General features: G+C 72.4%; 19 protein-coding genes. 10 read left to right on the forward strand and 9 right to left on the reverse strand.

The window, feature by feature from the left end:
* Positions 1–35: 35 nt before the first annotated feature.
* Positions 36–338 (reverse strand): hypothetical protein, encoded by a 303-nt coding sequence (locus ACVW2K_RS21450; RefSeq protein WP_197025319.1) that lies wholly within the window; start codon positions 336–338, stop codon positions 36–38.
* Between ACVW2K_RS21450 and ACVW2K_RS21455 the strand changes: the two genes are divergently transcribed.
* The 3 genes from ACVW2K_RS21455 to ACVW2K_RS21465 all read left to right on the forward strand — a co-directional run bounded on the left by ACVW2K_RS21455 (position 337) and on the right by ACVW2K_RS21465 (position 3,172).
* On the forward strand, positions 337–501 hold the full coding sequence (locus ACVW2K_RS21455; RefSeq protein WP_457203903.1) for a hypothetical protein: 165 nt from the start codon (positions 337–339) through the stop codon (positions 499–501). The two genes, ACVW2K_RS21450 and ACVW2K_RS21455, sit on opposite strands and share 2 nt — an antisense overlap.
* The gene (locus ACVW2K_RS21460) at positions 494–1,693 is read left to right on the forward strand and encodes a serine/threonine-protein kinase (RefSeq protein ID WP_457203904.1); all 1,200 of its coding nucleotides are present in this window, start codon (positions 494–496) and stop codon (positions 1,691–1,693) included. The genes ACVW2K_RS21455 and ACVW2K_RS21460 overlap by 8 nt, the downstream gene beginning before the upstream one ends.
* Positions 1,694–1,768: 75 nt before the next feature.
* Positions 1,769–3,172 (forward strand): WS/DGAT/MGAT family O-acyltransferase, encoded by a 1,404-nt coding sequence (locus tag ACVW2K_RS21465; protein WP_028637518.1) that lies wholly within the window; start codon positions 1,769–1,771, stop codon positions 3,170–3,172.
* On the opposite strand, the gene ACVW2K_RS21470 is transcribed toward ACVW2K_RS21465, so the two are convergent.
* Together ACVW2K_RS21470 and ACVW2K_RS21475 are read right to left on the reverse strand one after the other, a co-directional pair.
* Positions 3,169–3,996, reverse strand: coding sequence for an oxidoreductase (locus ACVW2K_RS21470; protein WP_028637517.1), 828 nt, complete (start codon positions 3,994–3,996; stop codon positions 3,169–3,171). The genes ACVW2K_RS21465 and ACVW2K_RS21470 overlap by 4 nt on opposite strands.
* Positions 3,993–5,150, reverse strand: a complete 1,158-nt coding sequence (locus ACVW2K_RS21475) for a site-specific DNA-methyltransferase (protein ID WP_028637516.1) — start codon at positions 5,148–5,150, stop codon at positions 3,993–3,995. The genes ACVW2K_RS21470 and ACVW2K_RS21475 overlap by 4 nt, the downstream gene beginning before the upstream one ends.
* 72 nt (positions 5,151–5,222) lie before the next feature.
* Here ACVW2K_RS21475 and ACVW2K_RS21480 point away from each other — a divergent pair, with 72 nt between their 5' ends.
* Both ACVW2K_RS21480 and ACVW2K_RS21485 read left to right on the forward strand, forming a co-directional pair.
* Positions 5,223–6,752, forward strand: coding sequence for an alpha/beta hydrolase family protein (locus ACVW2K_RS21480; RefSeq protein WP_028637515.1), 1,530 nt, complete (start codon positions 5,223–5,225; stop codon positions 6,750–6,752).
* A gap of 19 nt (positions 6,753–6,771) precedes the next feature.
* Positions 6,772–8,001, forward strand: coding sequence for a phosphodiester glycosidase family protein (locus tag ACVW2K_RS21485; protein WP_457203905.1), 1,230 nt, complete (start codon positions 6,772–6,774; stop codon positions 7,999–8,001).
* Positions 8,002–8,004: 3 nt separating this feature from the next.
* Here the strand turns inward: ACVW2K_RS21485 and ACVW2K_RS21490 are convergent, their stop codons facing one another.
* Positions 8,005–8,421, reverse strand: a complete 417-nt coding sequence (locus tag ACVW2K_RS21490; RefSeq protein ID WP_155992073.1) for a hypothetical protein — start codon at positions 8,419–8,421, stop codon at positions 8,005–8,007.
* 53 nt (positions 8,422–8,474) lie between these two features.
* Between ACVW2K_RS21490 and ACVW2K_RS21495 the strand changes: the two genes are divergently transcribed.
* Positions 8,475–9,041, forward strand: coding sequence for a mismatch-specific DNA-glycosylase (locus tag ACVW2K_RS21495; RefSeq protein ID WP_028637512.1), 567 nt, complete (start codon positions 8,475–8,477; stop codon positions 9,039–9,041).
* Here ACVW2K_RS21495 and glgC read toward each other — a convergent pair.
* Positions 9,038–10,285 carry a glucose-1-phosphate adenylyltransferase gene (glgC, locus tag ACVW2K_RS21500; protein ID WP_028637511.1) on the reverse strand — a complete coding sequence of 416 codons (1,248 nt, stop codon included), beginning with the start codon at positions 10,283–10,285 and terminating at the stop codon, positions 9,038–9,040. The genes ACVW2K_RS21495 and glgC overlap by 4 nt on opposite strands.
* Positions 10,286–10,322: 37 nt before the next feature.
* Between glgC and glgA the strand changes: the two genes are divergently transcribed.
* Complete coding sequence (gene glgA / locus ACVW2K_RS21505) at positions 10,323–11,510, forward strand: glycogen synthase (protein WP_457203906.1); 1,188 nt, start codon at positions 10,323–10,325, stop codon at positions 11,508–11,510.
* Positions 11,511–11,530: 20 nt separating this feature from the next.
* On the forward strand, positions 11,531–12,244 hold the full coding sequence (locus tag ACVW2K_RS21510) for a hypothetical protein (protein WP_457203907.1): 714 nt from the start codon (positions 11,531–11,533) through the stop codon (positions 12,242–12,244).
* Between the two features lie 100 nt (positions 12,245–12,344).
* Here ACVW2K_RS21510 and ACVW2K_RS21515 read toward each other — a convergent pair whose 3' ends face one another.
* The 4 genes from ACVW2K_RS21515 to ACVW2K_RS21530 are packed head-to-tail and all read right to left on the reverse strand — an operon-like array spanning position 12,345 to position 15,331.
* Positions 12,345–13,700, reverse strand: a complete 1,356-nt coding sequence (locus tag ACVW2K_RS21515; protein ID WP_457203908.1) for a GntP family permease — start codon at positions 13,698–13,700, stop codon at positions 12,345–12,347.
* Positions 13,700–14,200, reverse strand: a complete 501-nt coding sequence (locus ACVW2K_RS21520; protein ID WP_028637526.1) for a gluconokinase — start codon at positions 14,198–14,200, stop codon at positions 13,700–13,702. The genes ACVW2K_RS21515 and ACVW2K_RS21520 overlap by 1 nt, the downstream gene beginning before the upstream one ends.
* A 9-nt stretch (positions 14,201–14,209) precedes the next feature.
* A complete protein-coding gene (locus ACVW2K_RS21525) occupies positions 14,210–14,815 on the reverse strand; it encodes an alpha/beta hydrolase (protein ID WP_457203909.1) in 606 nt (201 codons plus the stop codon).
* Entirely contained in the window at positions 14,816–15,331 is a 516-nt protein-coding gene (locus ACVW2K_RS21530; protein ID WP_457203910.1) for a hypothetical protein, read from the reverse strand.
* Positions 15,332–15,509: 178 nt separating this feature from the next.
* Here ACVW2K_RS21530 and ACVW2K_RS21535 point away from each other — a divergent pair, with 178 nt between their 5' ends.
* Positions 15,510–16,268 carry an SDR family oxidoreductase gene (locus ACVW2K_RS21535; RefSeq protein WP_457203911.1) on the forward strand — a complete coding sequence of 253 codons (759 nt, stop codon included), beginning with the start codon at positions 15,510–15,512 and terminating at the stop codon, positions 16,266–16,268.
* 49 nt (positions 16,269–16,317) lie between these two features.
* Complete coding sequence (locus ACVW2K_RS21540; protein ID WP_457203912.1) at positions 16,318–17,211, forward strand: SDR family oxidoreductase; 894 nt, start codon at positions 16,318–16,320, stop codon at positions 17,209–17,211.
* The last annotated feature ends 67 nt before the right edge of the window (positions 17,212–17,278 follow it).

Genomic DNA, 17,278 nt, shown 5'->3' on the forward strand with positions numbered 1-17,278 from the left:
GCACGGCGCCGTGAAAATGCCGTCCACGGCGTCGTTCAAGAGGAGTGCGCCCAGTCGAGCGCCTGCTCCAGGTCGCCGAGGTCGCGGTACCAGGTGCGCACCTCGGTCCGGCACCGGACCTCCCGTAGCCGGGCGTGGTACTCCGAGCACTCGGCGCGTGCCTCGGAGTCGGTCGGTGGGTACTCCGCCGAGCCGTCGTAGTGCCGGATCTCGAAGCCGTTGGCGGGGTCTCCGGTGACGTCGACGATGGTGTCGCCGGGCGGCGGGTCGACGGCCGCGACCGCGGCTCCTCCGACGCAGGTGCCGAGGACGAGGGCGATGCCGATGATCCATCTCATGCCGGCGACGCTAGGAGCGGTCGCGGACCTCGCGGGCCGGGTCGGCCTCCCGCTGTGGAGAACCCTGCCGGAGCCGGGGCTGTGGACGATCCGCGGGCCGGCGCACGCCGACGGGTCCGCGTTCCCGATCAACCCCGCCTGGGTACCACCGGGGCGTGACTGAGGGTGTGACGGGCGGACTGCGCCTGCTCGACGGGCGCTACCAGCTGACCGAGCGGATCGGGTCCGGTGGCATGGGGACCGTCTACCGGGCCCACGACACGCGACTGGACCGGCCGGTCGCGGTCAAGGTGCTGCGCACGACCGACGACGAGGTCCACCGCGCCCGGCTCCGGGCGGAGGCGCGGTTCGCGGGCGGGCTGCAGCACCCGGGCATCGTGCGCGTGTACGACTACGGCGAGGAGGAGGGCCCGGCCGGCACGACGCCGTACATCGTCATGCAGCTCGTGGAGGGCATTCCCCTCACCGCCCCGCTCCCACCGGGCCGGGTCGCCCACCTGCTGGTCGGGATCGGTCAGGCGCTCGCCGCCGCGCACGCGGCCGGCGTCGTCCACCGGGACCTCAAGCCCTCGAACATCCTGCTCACGTCGGACGGCCGGCCGGTCCTCGTGGACTTCGGCGTCGCCCGGTCCGACACCGCGGAGCCGCTCACCGAGACCGGCTTCGTGGTCGGAACGGCGGAGTACCTCAGCCCCGAGCAGGTCGAGGGCGCCCCGGCGACACCCGCGTCCGACGTCTACGCGCTCGGCGTCGTGGCCCACCAGTGCCTCACCGGCAGCTCGCCGTTCCAGCGCGAGACACCGGTCGCCACCGCGCTCGCCCACCTGCGCGACGACCCGCCCGAGCTGCCCAGCGGAGTACCGGCCGGGCTCCGCACGCTGCTCCGGGCGATGCTCTCGCGTACGCCGGAGGAGCGGCCGACCGCGGCCGAGGTCGCCGCGCGGGCCGCCGTGGCACCCACGACCCGCACCGTCGTGGTGCCGCCGATGCCCGCCACACCGCCGGCGCCGCCCGTCGTGGTCGGGCCCTGGGCCCGGCGCCGGATCGTCGTCGTCACGGGCGGGGCGGTCGTCCTGGTCGCGGCCCTCCTGCTGGCCGCGCTCCAGGGGCGCGACCCGACCGCTCCGGCGGCCGCTGCCGACACGGCGGCCGCTCGGCACACCACGTCGGCGACGCCGCACCCGGTGCAGGCGACCGCCGGCTCCACGAAGCCGGCGGCGACCGGGGCGGCGCGCTCCGCTCCTCCACCGCCGCCGAAGCACCGTCCGGAGCACCACCACCCGAAGCCGCACGGTCACGGTCCCGGTCACCACAAGAAGCCGCACGGCCCGAAGAAGCACGGGCGGCACCACTGACGGGTTGTGGCGGTCGCCACGAGCCGCCACACTCGGACGGCACCATCCGGGACCGGAGCGAAACCAGGGGGAAGCGTGGTCTCACCGATCGACCCGACCGGGACGGCGTTCCTCCTGGCGGAGAACCGCAGCATGCCGATGCACGTGGGCGGGCTCCAGCTCTTCGAGAAGCCCGAGGGCGCCGGCCGCAACTACGGCCGGGAGATGTATGAGTCGATGCGGGACGTCGAGGAGATCGCGCCGCTGTTCCTCAAGCGACCGCACCGCTCCCTGTCCACGGGCGGGCAGCTCGTCTGGGTCGAGGACGAGCAGTTCGACATCGACCACCACATCCGGCACAGCGGGCTGCCGAAGCCCGGCCGGGTCCGGGAGCTCCTGGACCTGAGCAGCCGCCTGCACAGCACGCGGCTCGCGTGGGAGCGGCCGTTGTGGGAGGCGCACATCATCGAGGGGCTCCGCGACGGGCGCGTGGCCCTCTACACCAAGGTCCACCACTCCCTCGTCGATGGCATCTCGGCGATGCGGCTCGTCCAGAGCACCCTCAGCCCCGACGCCGCGACCCGCGAGATGCCGCCGCCGTGGGACGCGCGGACCCGGCGGGACCGGCCCCAGCGCACGAAGTCCGACGAGACGAGCCTGGCCGAGATCCCGACCCAGGTGATGCGGTCGGCCCTCGGCATCGCCGCCGAGGCGGCCGGCATGCCGGGCGCGCTGATCAAGACCATCAGCAAGGGCGTCCGCAACGAGACCTCGTCGATCTCGCTGCACGCGCCGCGCACGATCTTCAACCAGAAGATCACCGGCTCGCGCCGGTTCGCCGCCCAGGACTGGGAGATCGAGCGGCTGCACCGGATCGGCAAGGCCACCGGGACGACGATCAACGACGTCGTGCTCGCGATGTGCGGAGGCGCGGTACGCCGCTACCTGCTCGAGCACGATGCGCTGCCCGAGGCGCCCCTGGTCGCGATGGTGCCGGTCGGCCTCAAGGCGAAGGAGTCCCACATCGCCTCGACCGAGGGCGGGAACGCCGTCGGTGCGGTGATGTGCCAGCTCGGCACCGACCTCCACGACCCCGCCGGCCGGCTCGAGGGCATCCACGCCTCGATGCTCGACGGCAAGGAGGCCCTCTCCGGCATGACGCCGGCGCAGATCATGGCGATGAGCGCCCTCGGCCAGGCCCCGGCGATCGTCGCGCCGTTGCTGCGGATGTCGGGGATCATCCGGCCGCCGTACAACCTGATCATCAGCAACGTCCCGGGCCCGCGGTCGACGCAGTACTGGAACGGCGCGAAGCTGGTCGGCCACTACCCGCTGTCGATCCCGATCAACGGGATGGCACTGAACATCACCTGCATCTCCTACGACGGCAACCTCGGCTTCGGGCTGATCGGCTGCCGGCGGACCGTGCCGCACCTCCAGCGGCTGCTGACGCACCTCGACGACGAGGTCGCGGCCCTGGAGAGGGCAGCGGGCGTCTAGCGGAGGAACGCCCGGGCCAGCACCGCGTCGAAGGCCCGGTCGGGCAGCACCCGGCGTACGGCGGGGATGATCCGCGCACCCTTGCCGGTCGCGTAGCGGCTGCGGGGGTGTGGGGCGGTGGCCGCTCTGACGATCGTCCTGGCGACCACCTCCGGGCCGCTGGACATCATCCGGTTGTCGACCCTCGCCAGCGTGCGGACGGCGCTGTCCGCGTACTGCGCGTAGGCGCCGCCGCGGCTCGTCGCGGCGAGCCGCTCCCGCGCGATCGTGTTCCACTCGGTGACGATGCCGGCGGGGCGCACGATCACGACGTCGATGCCGAACGGCCTGAGCTCCACGCGCAGGCTGTCGCTGAAGCCCTCGACCGCGAACTTCGTGGCGTGGTACCACGCGCCGAAGGGCTCGTAGATGACCGCACCGATCGAGGAGATGTTGATGATCCGGCCACCGCCGTTGTGCCGCATCCCCGGCGTGACGAGCTGGGTGAGCCGGGCCAGGCCGAAGAGGTTGACCTCGAACTGCCGCCTTGCCTCGTCGAGCGGCACGTCCTCGACCGCGCCGTACGACCCGTAGCCGGCGTTGTTGACGAGGACGTCGATGCGACCGCCCTCGCTGAGGATCCGCTCGACCCCCGACGTCATCGACTCCTCGTCGGTGACGTCCATCCCGAGGACCCGGACCCCGTCCTTCTCGAGGCCGGCCATCCGGTCGACCCGTCGGGCCACGGCGTACACCTCGAAGCCGGCACTGCGCAGCCCGCGGGCCGCGTCCGCCCCGATGCCGCTGGATGCTCCGGTGACGAGGGCGACGCGGGCGGAGGTCATGCGTCGATCCTGCCCCCGACCTCCTCGAGGCCGCCACCGACCGTCTCAGCGACGGCGCGCAGCCGGGCGCGGGTGATGTCGGCGACCGTGAGGAAGCCGGCGTTGCGGGCGTTCGATCCATCGCGGGTCGGCTCCGCCGAGTTGACGCTGATGCAGCGACGGGAGCCGCGGTCCGCGGCGTTCTGGAGCGCGACCGCGTGGCCCGTCGTCCCGCTCCCGGCGAAGAAGTCGAGCACGACCGCGTCGTCGGGCATCGTCGAGAGGATCCGGCGGACCAGCCCGGTCGGCTTGGGCGACTCGAAGACGTGGCCGACCAGGTCCTTGAGCTCCTGCACGGCGGTGTCCGTCGACCCGACCTCCTCGGCGAGCCAGATCGTGCGCAGCTTCTTGCGGCGCCCGCCCGGGACTCCGGGATGCAGCCAGTCGCGCTGGAACACGTCGACCCGCTCCCCCAGCCTGCCCTGCACCCGACGGCACACGAGGTCGTCGGGGCGCTCGTCGATCCGCGGGCGGCTCCACCGCCAGACCGCGGGCCGCCCGTCGCCGAAGACGGGGCCGATCTCGACGGCGCCCGCGAACGGCGTGGTGCTGACCCGTCCGCTCTCCGGGTCGCCCCAGACCGTGAAGTGCAGGGTCCGCGCGGTCACCGGGTTGAACTTCTTGTTCGTGTTCCGCAGCGGCAGGTGCCGGTACCGCCGGCCGTCCTGGGTCGTCAGCGGGAAGTCGCGCTCGTCGACGGTGTCCGCGGAGGTCGCGTCGAGGACGGTGCGCCGGGCGTCCCGCGCGTAGACCAGGAGGTACTCGTGACTGGTCGCGAAGCCCTTGCCCAGCTGCCGGCCCTTCGGGTTGAGGTTGACCACGACCTGGGCGAGGAAGTTCTGCTCGCCGTACAGCTCGTCCATCAGCAGCCTCAGGTGCGCGGCCTCGTTGTCGTCGATGCTGACGAAGATCGCGCCGGTCTCGCGCAGCACGTCGCGGGCCGCCGCGAGCCGCGGCCGCATGAACGCCACCCACGCGGCATGGCCGCCGAAGGCGTCCTTGTAGGCGAAGTCGTTGCCGGTGTTGTACGGCGGATCGATGTAGACGAGGTCCACGGTCGGCAGGGTGGGCAGCACGTCGAGGTTGTCGCCCTCGACGAACGTGTTCCACGGCACGGCGCCAACCTAGCCGCCCGCATCCCCGTTGGTGAGTAACCCCGACCTCGGGAACGGCGTTGACACCGCACCATGAAGACGCTGATCGCCACCACGCTGCTCGCCGCCACGCTGGTCGCCGTACCCACGACGACCGCCGCCGCACGCCCCCTCGCCTCCACGACCGACGGCTGCCTGACCAGCGTCCCGGATCCGGGGACCAGCAACCCCGTCCAGATCTGCTACACGATCTTCCGCCCGGCCGGGGCGACCGCTCGCCGCCCGGTGCCGATGGTGATGCACAGCCACGGCTGGGGTGGACAGCGCGAGACCGACCCCTCGGCGTTCACGAAGCTCCTCCGCGGCGGGTACGCCGTCATCTCCTTCGACCAGCGCGGCTTCGGCGAGAGCGGTGGGCACGCGTACGTCGAGAACCCGCGCGTCGAGGGACACGACGTCCGGAAGCTGGTGACCCTGGTGAGCGGTCTGCCCTGGGTGGAGCAGGACGGCCCGGGCGACCCGAGGATGGCCGCGATCGGCGGCAGCTACGGAGGCGGCTACCAGTTCCTCACCGCCTTCGAGGAGCTGCGCCTGAAGGGCAAGCCGGTCCTCGACGCGCTCGCGCCTGAGATCACCTGGAACGACCTCAGCGACAGCCTCGCGCCGGAGGGCGTGGTCCGCACCGAGTGGGCGGCGGCGCTGAGCGCCGGGGCAGTCCCCTCGGACGCGCTGCCGACCAACGTCTACCAGGCGCTGGTCGAGGGCTCGGCGACCGGAAGCTGGCCGGACGGCTCGGTGCCCGGCACCGAGGACATGGATTCCTTCTTCCGCGAGAACGGGCCCCGGTGGCACGTCGAGCACGGGCGCCGGCTCGACATCCCGGTCCTGTTCGGGCAGGGCACCACCGACACGCTCTTCCCGCTGCAGCAGGGCCTGGCGAACTGGCGCACCGCGATCACCCCGCACGCGCGCCGGCACAGCATCTTCGTCGCGTACAACGGCGGCCACACGCTGCCCGCCGTGCTGCCCAGCGGGGTCAGCGTCGCCTCCGACCCGTGCAGCGAGCAGCTCGCGGGTGGCACCTTCACCGACCTGACGATCCGGTTCCTCGACGAGCAGCTCGAGGGCCGGCACACCGGGCTCCGCGGCTACGGCAAGCTGCACCTGGCCACCCCGGACAGCACCTGCACCACCGTGGCGACCCCCCGCGCCAACACGACGTACGACGTCGGCACGGTCGCCACCCCGGAGACCGGCGGCGCCCCGATCGCCTACGCCGTCGCCCAGGGCCCCATCCGGGTCGCCGGGACGCCGTTCCTCACCGGCACGCTGACCGCGCTCGGGGTGAACAACCGGGCGTTCTACGGCCTCGCGGTCGGCACCTCGCCGGCCGACGCCCACCTGGTGCAGAACAACGTCCTCCCGCTGAGCACCACCGCGCCGGTGGTCGGCGAGCAGCGCCGGATCGCCCTGCCGTCGGTCGCGATCGACGTGCCGGCCGGGCAGACGCTGTACCTGCTGGCGACCCCCGTCAGCGACACCTTCGTGGGGATGGGCAGCCGGACCCCGGGGGCCGTGGTGCTCGAGGACACGGCCGTCCACCTCCCCGTCGTGGGCGGGTGAACGGCCTAGCCTTGCGGGGGTGCGCATCCGCCTGACCCTCTCGGCCGGCCTGGTGGCGTGCGCCCTCGCAGCGGGGGCGCCCGCCCTCGCCGGGGACCCCGCACGCCCCGGGCACCAGGGCCCCGACGTCCCCCGCAAGCTGCATCCCAAGGACAGCTCCGGGGGCTATCCGGAGGCGACCGCGGCGCCCCGCACCTCGACCTACCCCCGGGCGACCACCGACGACCGGGTCGGCTGGCGGGTGGCGCCGGGCGTGAAGTACACCCGCTGGACGCAGACCGACGCACGCGGCCCGATCGTCGCGCACCTGCTGACCGTCGACCCGAGCACCCCCGGGCTGAGGATCGACTACGCGAGCATGCCGTCGGTGCGCCGGGTCGCGCCCGTCAAGGACATCCTCGCCGCGGACGGCGCGGTCGCCGGCGTGAACGGCGACTTCTACGACATCGGTCACACGGGAGCGCCGCTCGGGCTCGGCAAGGACCGGCAGCGCGGTCTGCTGCACGCCCGCAAGGACGGCTGGAACAACGCGTTCTTCATCAACCGGAACGGGCGCGCCGGCATCGACGACGTGCCGATGACCGCGAAGGTGCTGTTCCACCCGAGGCTCGCGGTCACCAACCTGAACTCGTCCTTCGTCATCCCCGGCGGGCTCGGCGTCTACACGCCGCGGTTCGGGCGCACCGCGGGGTACGCCGTCACGCAGGGCCAGACCGAGCGGGTCCGCCAGGTGATGGTCGCGAACGGTCGTGTCGTCAGCAACCGCGGCAAGCTCGCGAACGACACCGTCATCCCCGGCCTGATGCTCGTCGGCCGCGGGGACGGCGCGGCGCTGCTGCGCAAGCAGTTCCCCAAGGGCGCCCGCGTCAAGGTGCAGTGGTCGCTCCGGGGCCGCCCGCAGATGGCGATCAGCGGCAACCACTTCCTCGTGCACGACGGCATCATCCGCGCGGTCGACGACCGCACGCTGGCACCGCGCACCGCGATCGGCGTGGACGCCGACACCGGTGAGGTGCTGATCCTGGTGGTCGACGGCCGCAGCTCACGCAGCCGCGGCTACACGATGGTCGAGCTCGCGAACCTGATGATCGATCTCGGCGCCGACGAGGCGATCAACCTCGACGGCGGTGGCTCCTCGACGATGGTCGGGGAGAACCGCAACGGCGCGGCCGCCGTGCTCAACACGCCCTCCGACGGCTTCCAGCGATGGGTCGCGAACGCCGTGGCGATCGAGTACCACAAGCCCTGACGGTCACTGGAGCGCCGGCACGCTCGCCACGGCGACGGTCGTCACCGGGGCGAGGCACTCCGGCATCGGCTTCGCGACCGTCTCGGGGACGATCACGTCCTGCTCGAGGTCGGCGCCGGGCGGCACGTCGCAGCCGACCGAGACGACCTGCGCGAGGACGGGGTTGCCGCCCGCAGCACCGGCGGCCTTCGTCACCTGCCCGGCCAGCCCGTCGCTGAACTGCCTGACGTAGGACGCCAGGTCGGCCGGGTCGGTCACGTCGGTCGCCTGCGCCTCCGGGTCCCCTCCCCCGGCGGTGGCGTGGACCAGGATGATCTCGGGCTCCGGCGCGTCCTGGGGATCGGGCGACCGCCCGCCCGCCTCGTCACCGCAGCCGGCGAGCAGCACCAGGAGTGCGAGCGTTCCGAGAAGTCGTCGCATGGTGATGGGACGGTACTGACCGCCGCCGGGTTCCGCCATGGCAGGCTGCGCGGGTGCCCCGCTTCACCCGCGCCGAGCTGCTGTCCTACCGCGACCACGAGGTGCCCGACCTGGTCGGGCCCGGGCTCAAGCTGCTGTTCGTCGGGATCAACCCCGGCCTGTGGACCGCGGCGACCCGGACCCACTTCGCGTCCCCGTCGAACCGCTTCTACCCCGCGCTGTACGCCGCGGGGATCATCGAGGAGCCGTTGAGCCCCTCCGGCGGGATGACCGACGCCGACCGCGACCTGCTCCGCTCGCGCGGCATCGGGATCACCAACATCGTGCGGCGGGCGACGGCCCGCGCCGACGAGCTGACCCGGGCCGAGCTGCGGGCGGGGGCGGCCGAGCTGGAGGCGACCGTGCGCCGTACCTCGCCCCGGGTGGTGGCGATCCTCGGCATCACGGCGTACCGCACCGCCTTCGACCGCAAGCTGGCGACGCCGGGCCGGCAGCCGGAGCCGCTCGCCGGCGCGGAGCTGTGGGTCGTGCCGAACCCGAGCGGGCTGAACGCGCACGAGACGGCGGCGTCGCTGGCGGTGGCGTACGCCGAGGCCGCTCGTGCCGCCGGCGTGATCTAGCCCGGGAACACCTGGTCCTTGCCGAGCACGGTCAGCCCGTCCTCGACGACGAACCCGCGCGCCCGGTCGGCGGCCGGGTCGAGCCCGAGCTCGGCCCCGGGCGGGACCACGACGTTCTTGTCGATGATCGCGTTGTGCACCCGGGCGCCGTCGCCGACGCGGACTCCGTTCATCAGCACCGAGCCGACGACCTCCGCCCCCGCGCCGACCCGCACCGCCGGCGACAGCACCGAGCTCTGCACGCGACCGCCCGTGACGACCACCCCGGGCGAGAGCACGGCCTCGTCGACGAACGGCTTCTCGCCCGCGACGCCCTTCACGAGCTTCGCCGGCGGCTGCGGGCCGTAGGAGGTGTAGATCGGCCAGTCGAAGTTGTAGAGGTTGAAGATCGGAAGGGGGGAGACGACGTCCATGTGCGCGGCATAGTAGGAGCCGAGGGTCCCGACGTCACGCCAGTAGCCGCGGTCGCGGTCCGTCGAGCCCGCGACGTCGTTGTCCTTGTAGTCGTAGACGTTCGCCTGCTGGCGGCGCACGAACGATGGCACGATGTCACCGCCCATGTCGTGCTTCGAGCCGATCTCGGTGGCGTCCCGGGTCACCGCCTCGACCAGCGCGTCGGCGTCGAAGACGTAGTTGCCCATCGACGCGAGCACCTCGCCCGGGCTGTCCGGCAGGCCGACCGGGTTCTTCGGCTTCTCCAGGAAGTCCCGGATCTTCGTCGGTTCGTCGGGGTGCACGTCGATGACGCCGAACTGGTCCGCCAGCTCGATCGGCTGCCGGATCGCGGCGACCGTGCACGCCGCGCCGCTGTCGCAGTGCGCGGCCACCATCTGGGCGAAGTCCATCCGGTAGACGTGGTCCGCGCCGACGACGACCACGGTGTCGGGCCGCTCGTCGCGGATCAGGTTCAGGGACTGGTAGATCGCGTCGGCGCTGCCCAGGTACCAGTTCTTGCCCACCCGCTGCTGCGCGGGCACCGGCGCCACGTAGTTGCCGAGCATGGTCGACATCCGCCAGGTCTGGGTGACGTGCTTGTCCAGGCTGTGCGACTTGTACTGGGTGAGCACGACGATCTTCAGGTAGCCGCTGTTGACGACGTTCGAGAGCGCGAAGTCGATGAGCCGGTAGATGCCGGCGAACGGCACCGACGGTTTCGCCCGGTCGGCGGTGAGCGGCATCAGCCGCTTGCCCTCACCTCCCGCCAGGACGATCGCGAGGACCTTCTTCCGGGAGCTGAGCGACATGTGCCCAAGGTAGTGCCCGCCGGATAGGTTCGGGAGCGTGCGAGTCGACGTGCTGTCCCGCGAGTACCCACCCGAGGTCTACGGAGGCGCCGGCGTGCACGTCGCCGAGCTGGTCCGCGCCCTACGCGCGCGGCCCGACGTGCAGGCGCACGTCCACGCGTTCGGTGCGTTCCGCGACGAGGCCCTCACGGCGTCGTACCCCGACCTCGCGGAGCTCTCCGGCGCGAACGCCGCGCTGCGCACCCTGGGAGTCGACCTCACCATCGCCGACGGCTGCGCGGGCACCGAGCTGGTGCACTCCCACACCTGGTACGCCAACCTCGCCGGCCACCTCTCCGCGCTGCTGTACGACGTCCCGCACGTCGTCTCCGCGCACTCGCTCGAGCCGCTGCGGCCGTGGAAGGCCGAGCAGCTCGGCGGGGGCTACGCGATCTCGTCCTGGGTCGAGCGGACGTCGTACGAGGCGGCGGCCGCGGTGATCGCAGTGTCGGCGGCGATGCGTGACGACGTGCTGGCGTCTTACCCCGCGGTGGACCCGACTCGCGTGCACGTGGTGCACAACGGCATCGACACCGTCGACTGGGCGCCGGTCCCCTCGCCCGACCGGGTGCGCGCGCTCGGGGTGGAGCCGGACCGCCCGTCGGTGGTGTTCGTCGGCCGGATCACCCGGCAGAAGGGGCTGCCGCTGTTCCTGCGCGCCTGCGCCGCGTTGCCGCCCGACGTGCAGATCGTGCTGTGCGCGGGCGCGCCGGACACTCCCGAGATCATGGCCGAGGTCGAGGGGCTGGTCGCCTCCCTGCGCTCGTCGCGGTCCGGCGTCGTGTGGATCCCGGAGATGCTGCCGCGCCGCGACGTCGTCGCGCTGCTGACCGACGCCACGGCGTTCGCCTGCCCGTCGATCTACGAGCCGCTGGGCATCGTGAACCTGGAGGCGATGGCCTGCGAGACCGCCGTGGTCGCCACCGCCACCGGCGGCATCCCGGAGGTGGTGGTCGACGGCTCCACCGGCGTCCTCGTGCCGATCTCCCAAGCGACCGACGGGACCGGCACGCCGCTCGACCCGGACCGGTACGTCGCCGACTTCGCGGCCGCGCTCACCTCGGTCGTCTCCGACCCGGCGCGGGCCGCCGAGATGGGGAGGGCGGGTCGCGAGCGGGCGATCTCGTCGTTCTCCTGGGACGCCATCGCCGAGCGCACGGTCGAGGTCTACCGCTCCGTGCTCTGACGGCCCGCTACCGTCACCCCGTGGACAAGAACATGTTCCTGTTGTGGGGCGTCGACCCGAGTGCCCTACACGATGACGGCCTGCACGACGACGGCCTGCACGACGACGGCCTCCACGGAGCGCTGTACGCGGCCGGCGTCCGCCGGCTCCAGCTGAACGTCGACGACGAGCACGTGGCGGACGCGATGCGGTTCGGCGAGTTCGAGGAGCCGGTGCGGGCGATCGTGAGCACCTGGGACGCGGACCCGGCAGCGGTCGCCGCTGCGTTGGGACAGGTCGCGGCCACGGTCCACGGGTACGCCGTGGACGAGCGTCGCCGCCTGGACCCGCCGGAGGCGTGGGACGGGAGCCGCGCGGACGCGCTGGCCAACGTCGCGATCCTGCGGCGGCCGCAGGAGCTGGCACGGGACGAGTGGATCCGCCGCTGGATGGTCGAGCACACGCCGGTCGCGATCCGCACGCAGGCGACCTTCGGCTACGTGCAGAACGTCGTGACCGGCGCGGTCACCGCGGCGGCCCCCGGCATCGACGCGATCGTCGAGGAGCTGTTCCCGAGCGCGGGGATCGCGGACATGCACGCCTTCTACGGCAGCGGCGGCGACGACGCCGAGCTGCACCGCCGGCTGGGCGAGCTGATGGCCAGCGTCGCCCGGATCGGCGCCGACCACGACCTCGACCTGGTCCCGACCAGCCGCTACCTCGACGGGCTCGATGCTCCGTCGGGTCGTACCTGATCGCCCCGTCCCGCCGGGCGCCCTCGACCTGCTCGATCGCGGCGTCCCGGCCGGGTCCCGGGCTGGTCGGTCCGGCGTGCTCACCGGGGCGGAGGTACCGCTACACGAACACCCCGAGCAGCAGGACGGCCAGGAGCCCGGTCACCGACAGCACGGTCTCCATCAGGGACCAGGACTTCACGGTCTGGCCGACGGTCATGCCGAAGTACTCCTTGACCAGCCAGAAGCCCGCGTCGTTCACGTGCGAGAAGAACAGGGATCCGGCGCCGACCGCGAGCACCACGAGCGACACCTCACCGGTCGGGAGGCCCTGCACCAGGCCGACCATCAGCGAGCTCGCGGTGATCGTCGCGACGGTGGCGGAGCCGGTGGCCAGGCGGATCAGCACGGCGAGCACCCACGCCAGCAGGAGCACCGAGACGTTCGCGTCCTTGGCCCAGTCGGCGAGCAGGGTGCCGATGCCGGTGTCGACGAGCACCTGCTTGAAGCCGCCACCCGCGGACACGATCAGCAGGATCCCGGCGATCGGCGGGAGCGCCTCCGAGACCGACGTCGAGATCCGCGCCCGGTCCATCCCGGTGCCGACGCCGAAGGTCAGCATCGCGACCAGGACCGCGATCAGCAGCGCGATGAACGGGTTGCCGATCACGTCGCCGACCTGCTGGACGTTGTTCTCCGGGTCGTCGATGACGATGTCGAGGATCGCCTTGCCGAGCATCAGCACCACCGGGAGCAGCACGGTGGCGAGCGTGATCCCGAACGACGGGCGCCGGATGTCCTCGCGATCCTCTCGCTCCCATGTGGTCGGCGGCTCGACGACGACCCACCGGCCGGCCAGCACCCCGAACAAGGGGCCCGCGACGATGATCGTCGGGATCGCGACCACGATGCCGAGGCCCAGGGTCACGCCGAGGTTCGCGTCGAGGTTCTGGATCGCGATGACCGGCCCGGGGTGCGGCGGCACGAAGCCGTGCATCGCGGAGAGGCCCGCCAGCGCGGGGATGCCGACGGTGATCAGCGAGACCCGGGCGCGCCGGGCGACCAGGTAGATCACCGGCATCAGCAGCACAAGGCCGATCTCGAAGAACATCGGCAGGCCGATGATCGCGCCGACCAGGGCCATCGCCCACGGCAGCAGCCGCCCGGACGCCCGGCCGACGATCGTGTCGACGATCTGGTCCGCGCCGCCGGAGTCGGCGAGCAGCTTGGCGAACATGGCGCCGAGCGCGATCAGCGCGCCGACGCCGGCGGCCGTCGTGCCGAAGCCGGTGGTGAACGAGACGAGCACGTCGCTCACGTTCTGCCCGGCCAGGATGCCGACCGTCAGGCCGCCCAGGATCAGGGCCAGGAACGGGTGCATCTTGACGAGCGTGATCAGCACGACGATCAGCGCGATCGCGACGAGCGCGGCGGTGATCAGCTGCCAGCCGGCTGCGACCGGCTCGGTGAGGTCCATCAGTTCTCCTCGAGGTGCGTTCCCCTTACGTACCCCTCGACGATGGCATCGACACTCTGATCGACGTCGATGACCACCCCGTCCTCGTCGGGCTGGAGCTGCTCGAGGGTCGCGAACTGCGACCGCAGCAATGACGCGGGCATGAAATGGCCGGGCCGGCTCGCCTGCCGACGCGAGATCACCTCGAAGGAGCCTTCCAGCAGGACGAACCGCAGGTGCGGCGCGTGGTGGCGCAGCTGGTCGCGGTACTTCCGCTTGAGCGCGGAGCAGCTCATCACGCCGCCGTCCGGGTGCGCCGCGAGCCACTCCCCGACCTTCTCCAGCCACGGGTACCGGTCGTGGTCGTCGAGCGCGTGCCCCGCCGACATCTTGGCGATGTTGGCCGGCGGGTGCAGGTCGTCGGCGTCCTCGAACGGCACCCGGAGCCGCTGCGCCAGAGCAGCGCCGACGGTCGACTTGCCCGACCCTGACACACCCATCACCACGAGAGGAGGCGGCATGTCGCCACGTTAGCCGAGCAGGTGCTCCGCGAGGAACGTCGCGGCCGCGCCGTCGAACTCGCCGCGCCGCTGCAGCATCGCGTGGGTGCCGCCCGGGACCTCGCGCAGCTCGACGTCGGTACGCCGGCCCAGGCGCGCGGCGACCGTGCGGGAGCGACCGATCGAGGCCACCCGGTCCTCGGTCCCGTGCACGACCAGCACGGCACGGCCGGTGAGGTCCGCGTCGTCGTCCGGGTAGACCCACGGGTTGAGCGCGACCACGCAGCGGACCGCCGGCTCGCCGCCGGCGAGCAGCGCGGCCCGGCCGCCCAGCGAGTGCCCGACCAGGCCGACCGGCAGGTCGCCGTACCTCTCCTGCAGCTCGCCGAGCGCCCACCGGACGTCGTCGACGGGTGTGGTGGAGGTGCCCCAGCCGCGCGTGGAGTTCAGCAGCCGGTGCACCGCCAGCCGGCCGTGCCCCGCGAGGGCGACCCGGCGCGCGACCGGGACCATCCGCAGCACCGAGAGCTGGGCGGGTCTGACCTCGGGCCGGTCGGCCCGGCTGGCGCCGCCGTGCAGCACCAGGACCGCGGCAGCGGGGTGCCGCGGTGTCCGGGTGTCGACGAGCCGCCGCACCTAGGGGACGACGACGGTGAACGCCACGATGTTCGTGAGCGCGTTCGCCGTGCCGGCCTTGAACGCGTAGGTCCGTACGCCGAGGTCGGTCCCGGCCGGGCAGTCATGGGCGGACTTGGAGACGAACGCCGACAGGTTGTTGCCGGACGAGTTGTCCCAGTCGACGGTCACCACGGGCGCCGTGCGGGAGGCGTCGATGCTGTCGTCCAGTGTCAGGCAGTAGATCCCGGTCGAGGGGCGCGTCACCGTCGCGAAGCCCTTGCTCCGGGTCGTGTCGATCGCCATCGTCGGGCTGATCACGACGCTGGTGTAGGCGCGGACCTGCATGACCTTCGCGACCGCGGGGCCGAGGTCGGCCGGCTGGATCGAGCCGTTCTTGACCTTCACGCTGATGATGGCGTCGTTGGCGATGTCGCGGGTGCCGATCTTCGCGGCGGCGTAGCTCACGCCGCCCAGGGAGAGGACCAGGGCCAGGGTCGCCACGACGAGGGCTGGGGAAGGGAGGAAGCGTCGCACTCCAGCACTGTACGGAGCGCAGGCCCCGATCACGGGGAGGCGCTCGGGGTGGGTCCGGACCTGCCGAGCCGGTGGCCGAGCGTCTGCGCTGGCCAGTGGCTGATGCGAAGCCGCCCGGACCGCGACGAGGCTGACCTCAGCTCAAGCCCCTGCCCGTGCGCTCGAGGAGGAAGCCCGCATGTCCAGCCCGACCACCAACACCAGCAGCGGCGACCCACGGGTAGCCATCGTCACGGGCGGATCAGGAGGGATCGGGCGGGTCGTGTCGGAGCGACTTGCCGCCGACGGGGTCAGCGTGGTGGTGCACTACGCCGGCAACCCTGCGCACGCCGAGGAGGTTGCCTCGTCGATCACGGACGCGGGAGGCTCTGCCAGCATCTTCCAGGCCGACGTCGCGGACGAGCACCAGGTCGAGGACCTGTTCGCCAGCGCCGAGGAGCAGCACGGCGGGATCGACGTCGTGGTGCACACCGCCGGCATCATGCTGCTGTCGCCGCTGGCCGAGCTCAGCCTGGACGACCTGGACCGGATGCATCGCACCAACATCCGCGGCACCTTCGTCGTGAACCAGCAGGCCGCTCGTCGGCTGCGCCGCGGCGGCGCGATCGTCAACTTCTCCTCGTCGGTGGTCAAGCTCGCCTTCCCGACCTACACCGGCTACGCGGCCACCAAGGGCGCCGTGGACGCGATCACCATGATCCTGGCGAAGGAGATGCGCGGGCGCGACATCACCGTCAACGCCGTCGCCCCGGGCCCGACCGCCACGCCGCTGTTCTTCGAGGGCAAGGACCAGGCGACGCTCGACCGCCTGGCGAACATGTCGCCGACGCAGCGGCTGGGGACCCCGGAGGACATCGCCGAGACCGTCGCCTTCCTCGCCGGCCCGGGCCGCTGGGTCAACGGCCAGGTGATCTACGTCAACGGCGGCATCGCCTGAGCGGCACCCGCGATTCCCGGCACGTCACCAGTCCCCGAGGAGAGAGCTCGTGCAGAAGAACATCGTCGTCACCGGCGCGTCGAGCGGCTTCGGCGCGATGACCACCCGGGCGCTGGCTGACGCGGGTCACCGGGTGTACGCCGGGATGCGCGGTACCACCGCCCGCAACGCCCCGGCGGTCGCCGAGCTCGCCGAGTACGCCCGCGCGCACGGCGTCGACGCCCGCGCCGTCGAGATGGACGTCAGCGACCAGGCGTCCGTCGACGCCGCCGTGAAGGAGATCCTCGAGGACGCGGGTCGCCTGGACGTGGTCGTGCACAACGCCGGGCACATGGTCCTGGGCCCAGCCGAGGCCTTCACCCCCGAGGAGCTCGCGGAGGTCTACGACGTGAACGTGCTCTCCACCCAGCGGGTCAACCGCGCGGTGCTTCCGCACCTTCGGGCTCGCGGCGACGGCCTGCTCGTCTGGGTCGGCTCCTCCAGCAGCCGCGGCGGCACTCCGCCGTACCTGGCGCCGTACTTCGCCGCCAAGGCCGCCGAGGACGCCCTCGCGGTGAGCTACGCCGCCGAGCTCGCCCGCTTCGGGATCGACACCACCATCGTGGTCCCGGGCTCGTTCACGACCGGCACCAACCACTTCGCCCACGCCGGAGGGCCGACGGACGCCGGGACCGCCGCCGCCTATGAGACCCGGTACGCCGGGCTGCTCGACCAGGTGGCGGCGCGCCTCGCCGAGCTCGCCCCGGAGTCCGCCGACCCGACCGAGGTCGCCCGGGAGATCGTCCGGGTCGTCGACCTGCCCAAGGGTCGCCGGCCGTTCCGGGTCCACGTCGACCCGGTGGGTGACGGCGCCGAGGAGGTCAACCTGCTCGGCGACCGGGTCCGCGAGCAGTTCCTCTCCCGGATCGGCCTCGCCGACCTGCTCGTCCCGCGCCTGTCGTAGCCGCAGTCCCCGGCAGGCCGTCGGACGGAATGGCTTCCAGTCCCCGGCCGGTCGAGGCGCGCCTCCA

The sequence above is a fragment of the Nocardioides sp. HB32 genome, assembly GCF_054058995.1.

Bases quoted from the DNA above. Each gene is read 5' to 3' on its own strand.
- ACVW2K_RS21455 (WP_457203903.1), top strand. From the start codon at position 337: ATGCCGGCGACGCTAGGAGCGGTCGCGGACCTCGCGGGCCGGGTCGGC.
- ACVW2K_RS21450 (WP_197025319.1), bottom strand. From the start codon at position 338: ATGAGATGGATCATCGGCATCGCCCTCGTCCTCGGCACCTGCGTCGGA.
- ACVW2K_RS21470 (WP_028637517.1), bottom strand. From the start codon at position 3,996: ATGACCTCCGCCCGCGTCGCCCTCGTCACCGGAGCATCCAGCGGCATC.
- ACVW2K_RS21480 (WP_028637515.1), top strand. From the start codon at position 5,223: ATGAAGACGCTGATCGCCACCACGCTGCTCGCCGCCACGCTGGTCGCC.
- ACVW2K_RS21490 (WP_155992073.1), bottom strand. From the start codon at position 8,421: ATGCGACGACTTCTCGGAACGCTCGCACTCCTGGTGCTGCTCGCCGGC.
- glgC (WP_028637511.1), bottom strand. From the start codon at position 10,285: ATGTCGCTCAGCTCCCGGAAGAAGGTCCTCGCGATCGTCCTGGCGGGA.
- ACVW2K_RS21515 (WP_457203908.1), bottom strand. From the start codon at position 13,700: ATGGACCTCACCGAGCCGGTCGCAGCCGGCTGGCAGCTGATCACCGCC.
- ACVW2K_RS21520 (WP_028637526.1), bottom strand. From the start codon at position 14,200: ATGCCGCCTCCTCTCGTGGTGATGGGTGTGTCAGGGTCGGGCAAGTCG.
- ACVW2K_RS21535 (WP_457203911.1), top strand. From the start codon at position 15,510: ATGTCCAGCCCGACCACCAACACCAGCAGCGGCGACCCACGGGTAGCC.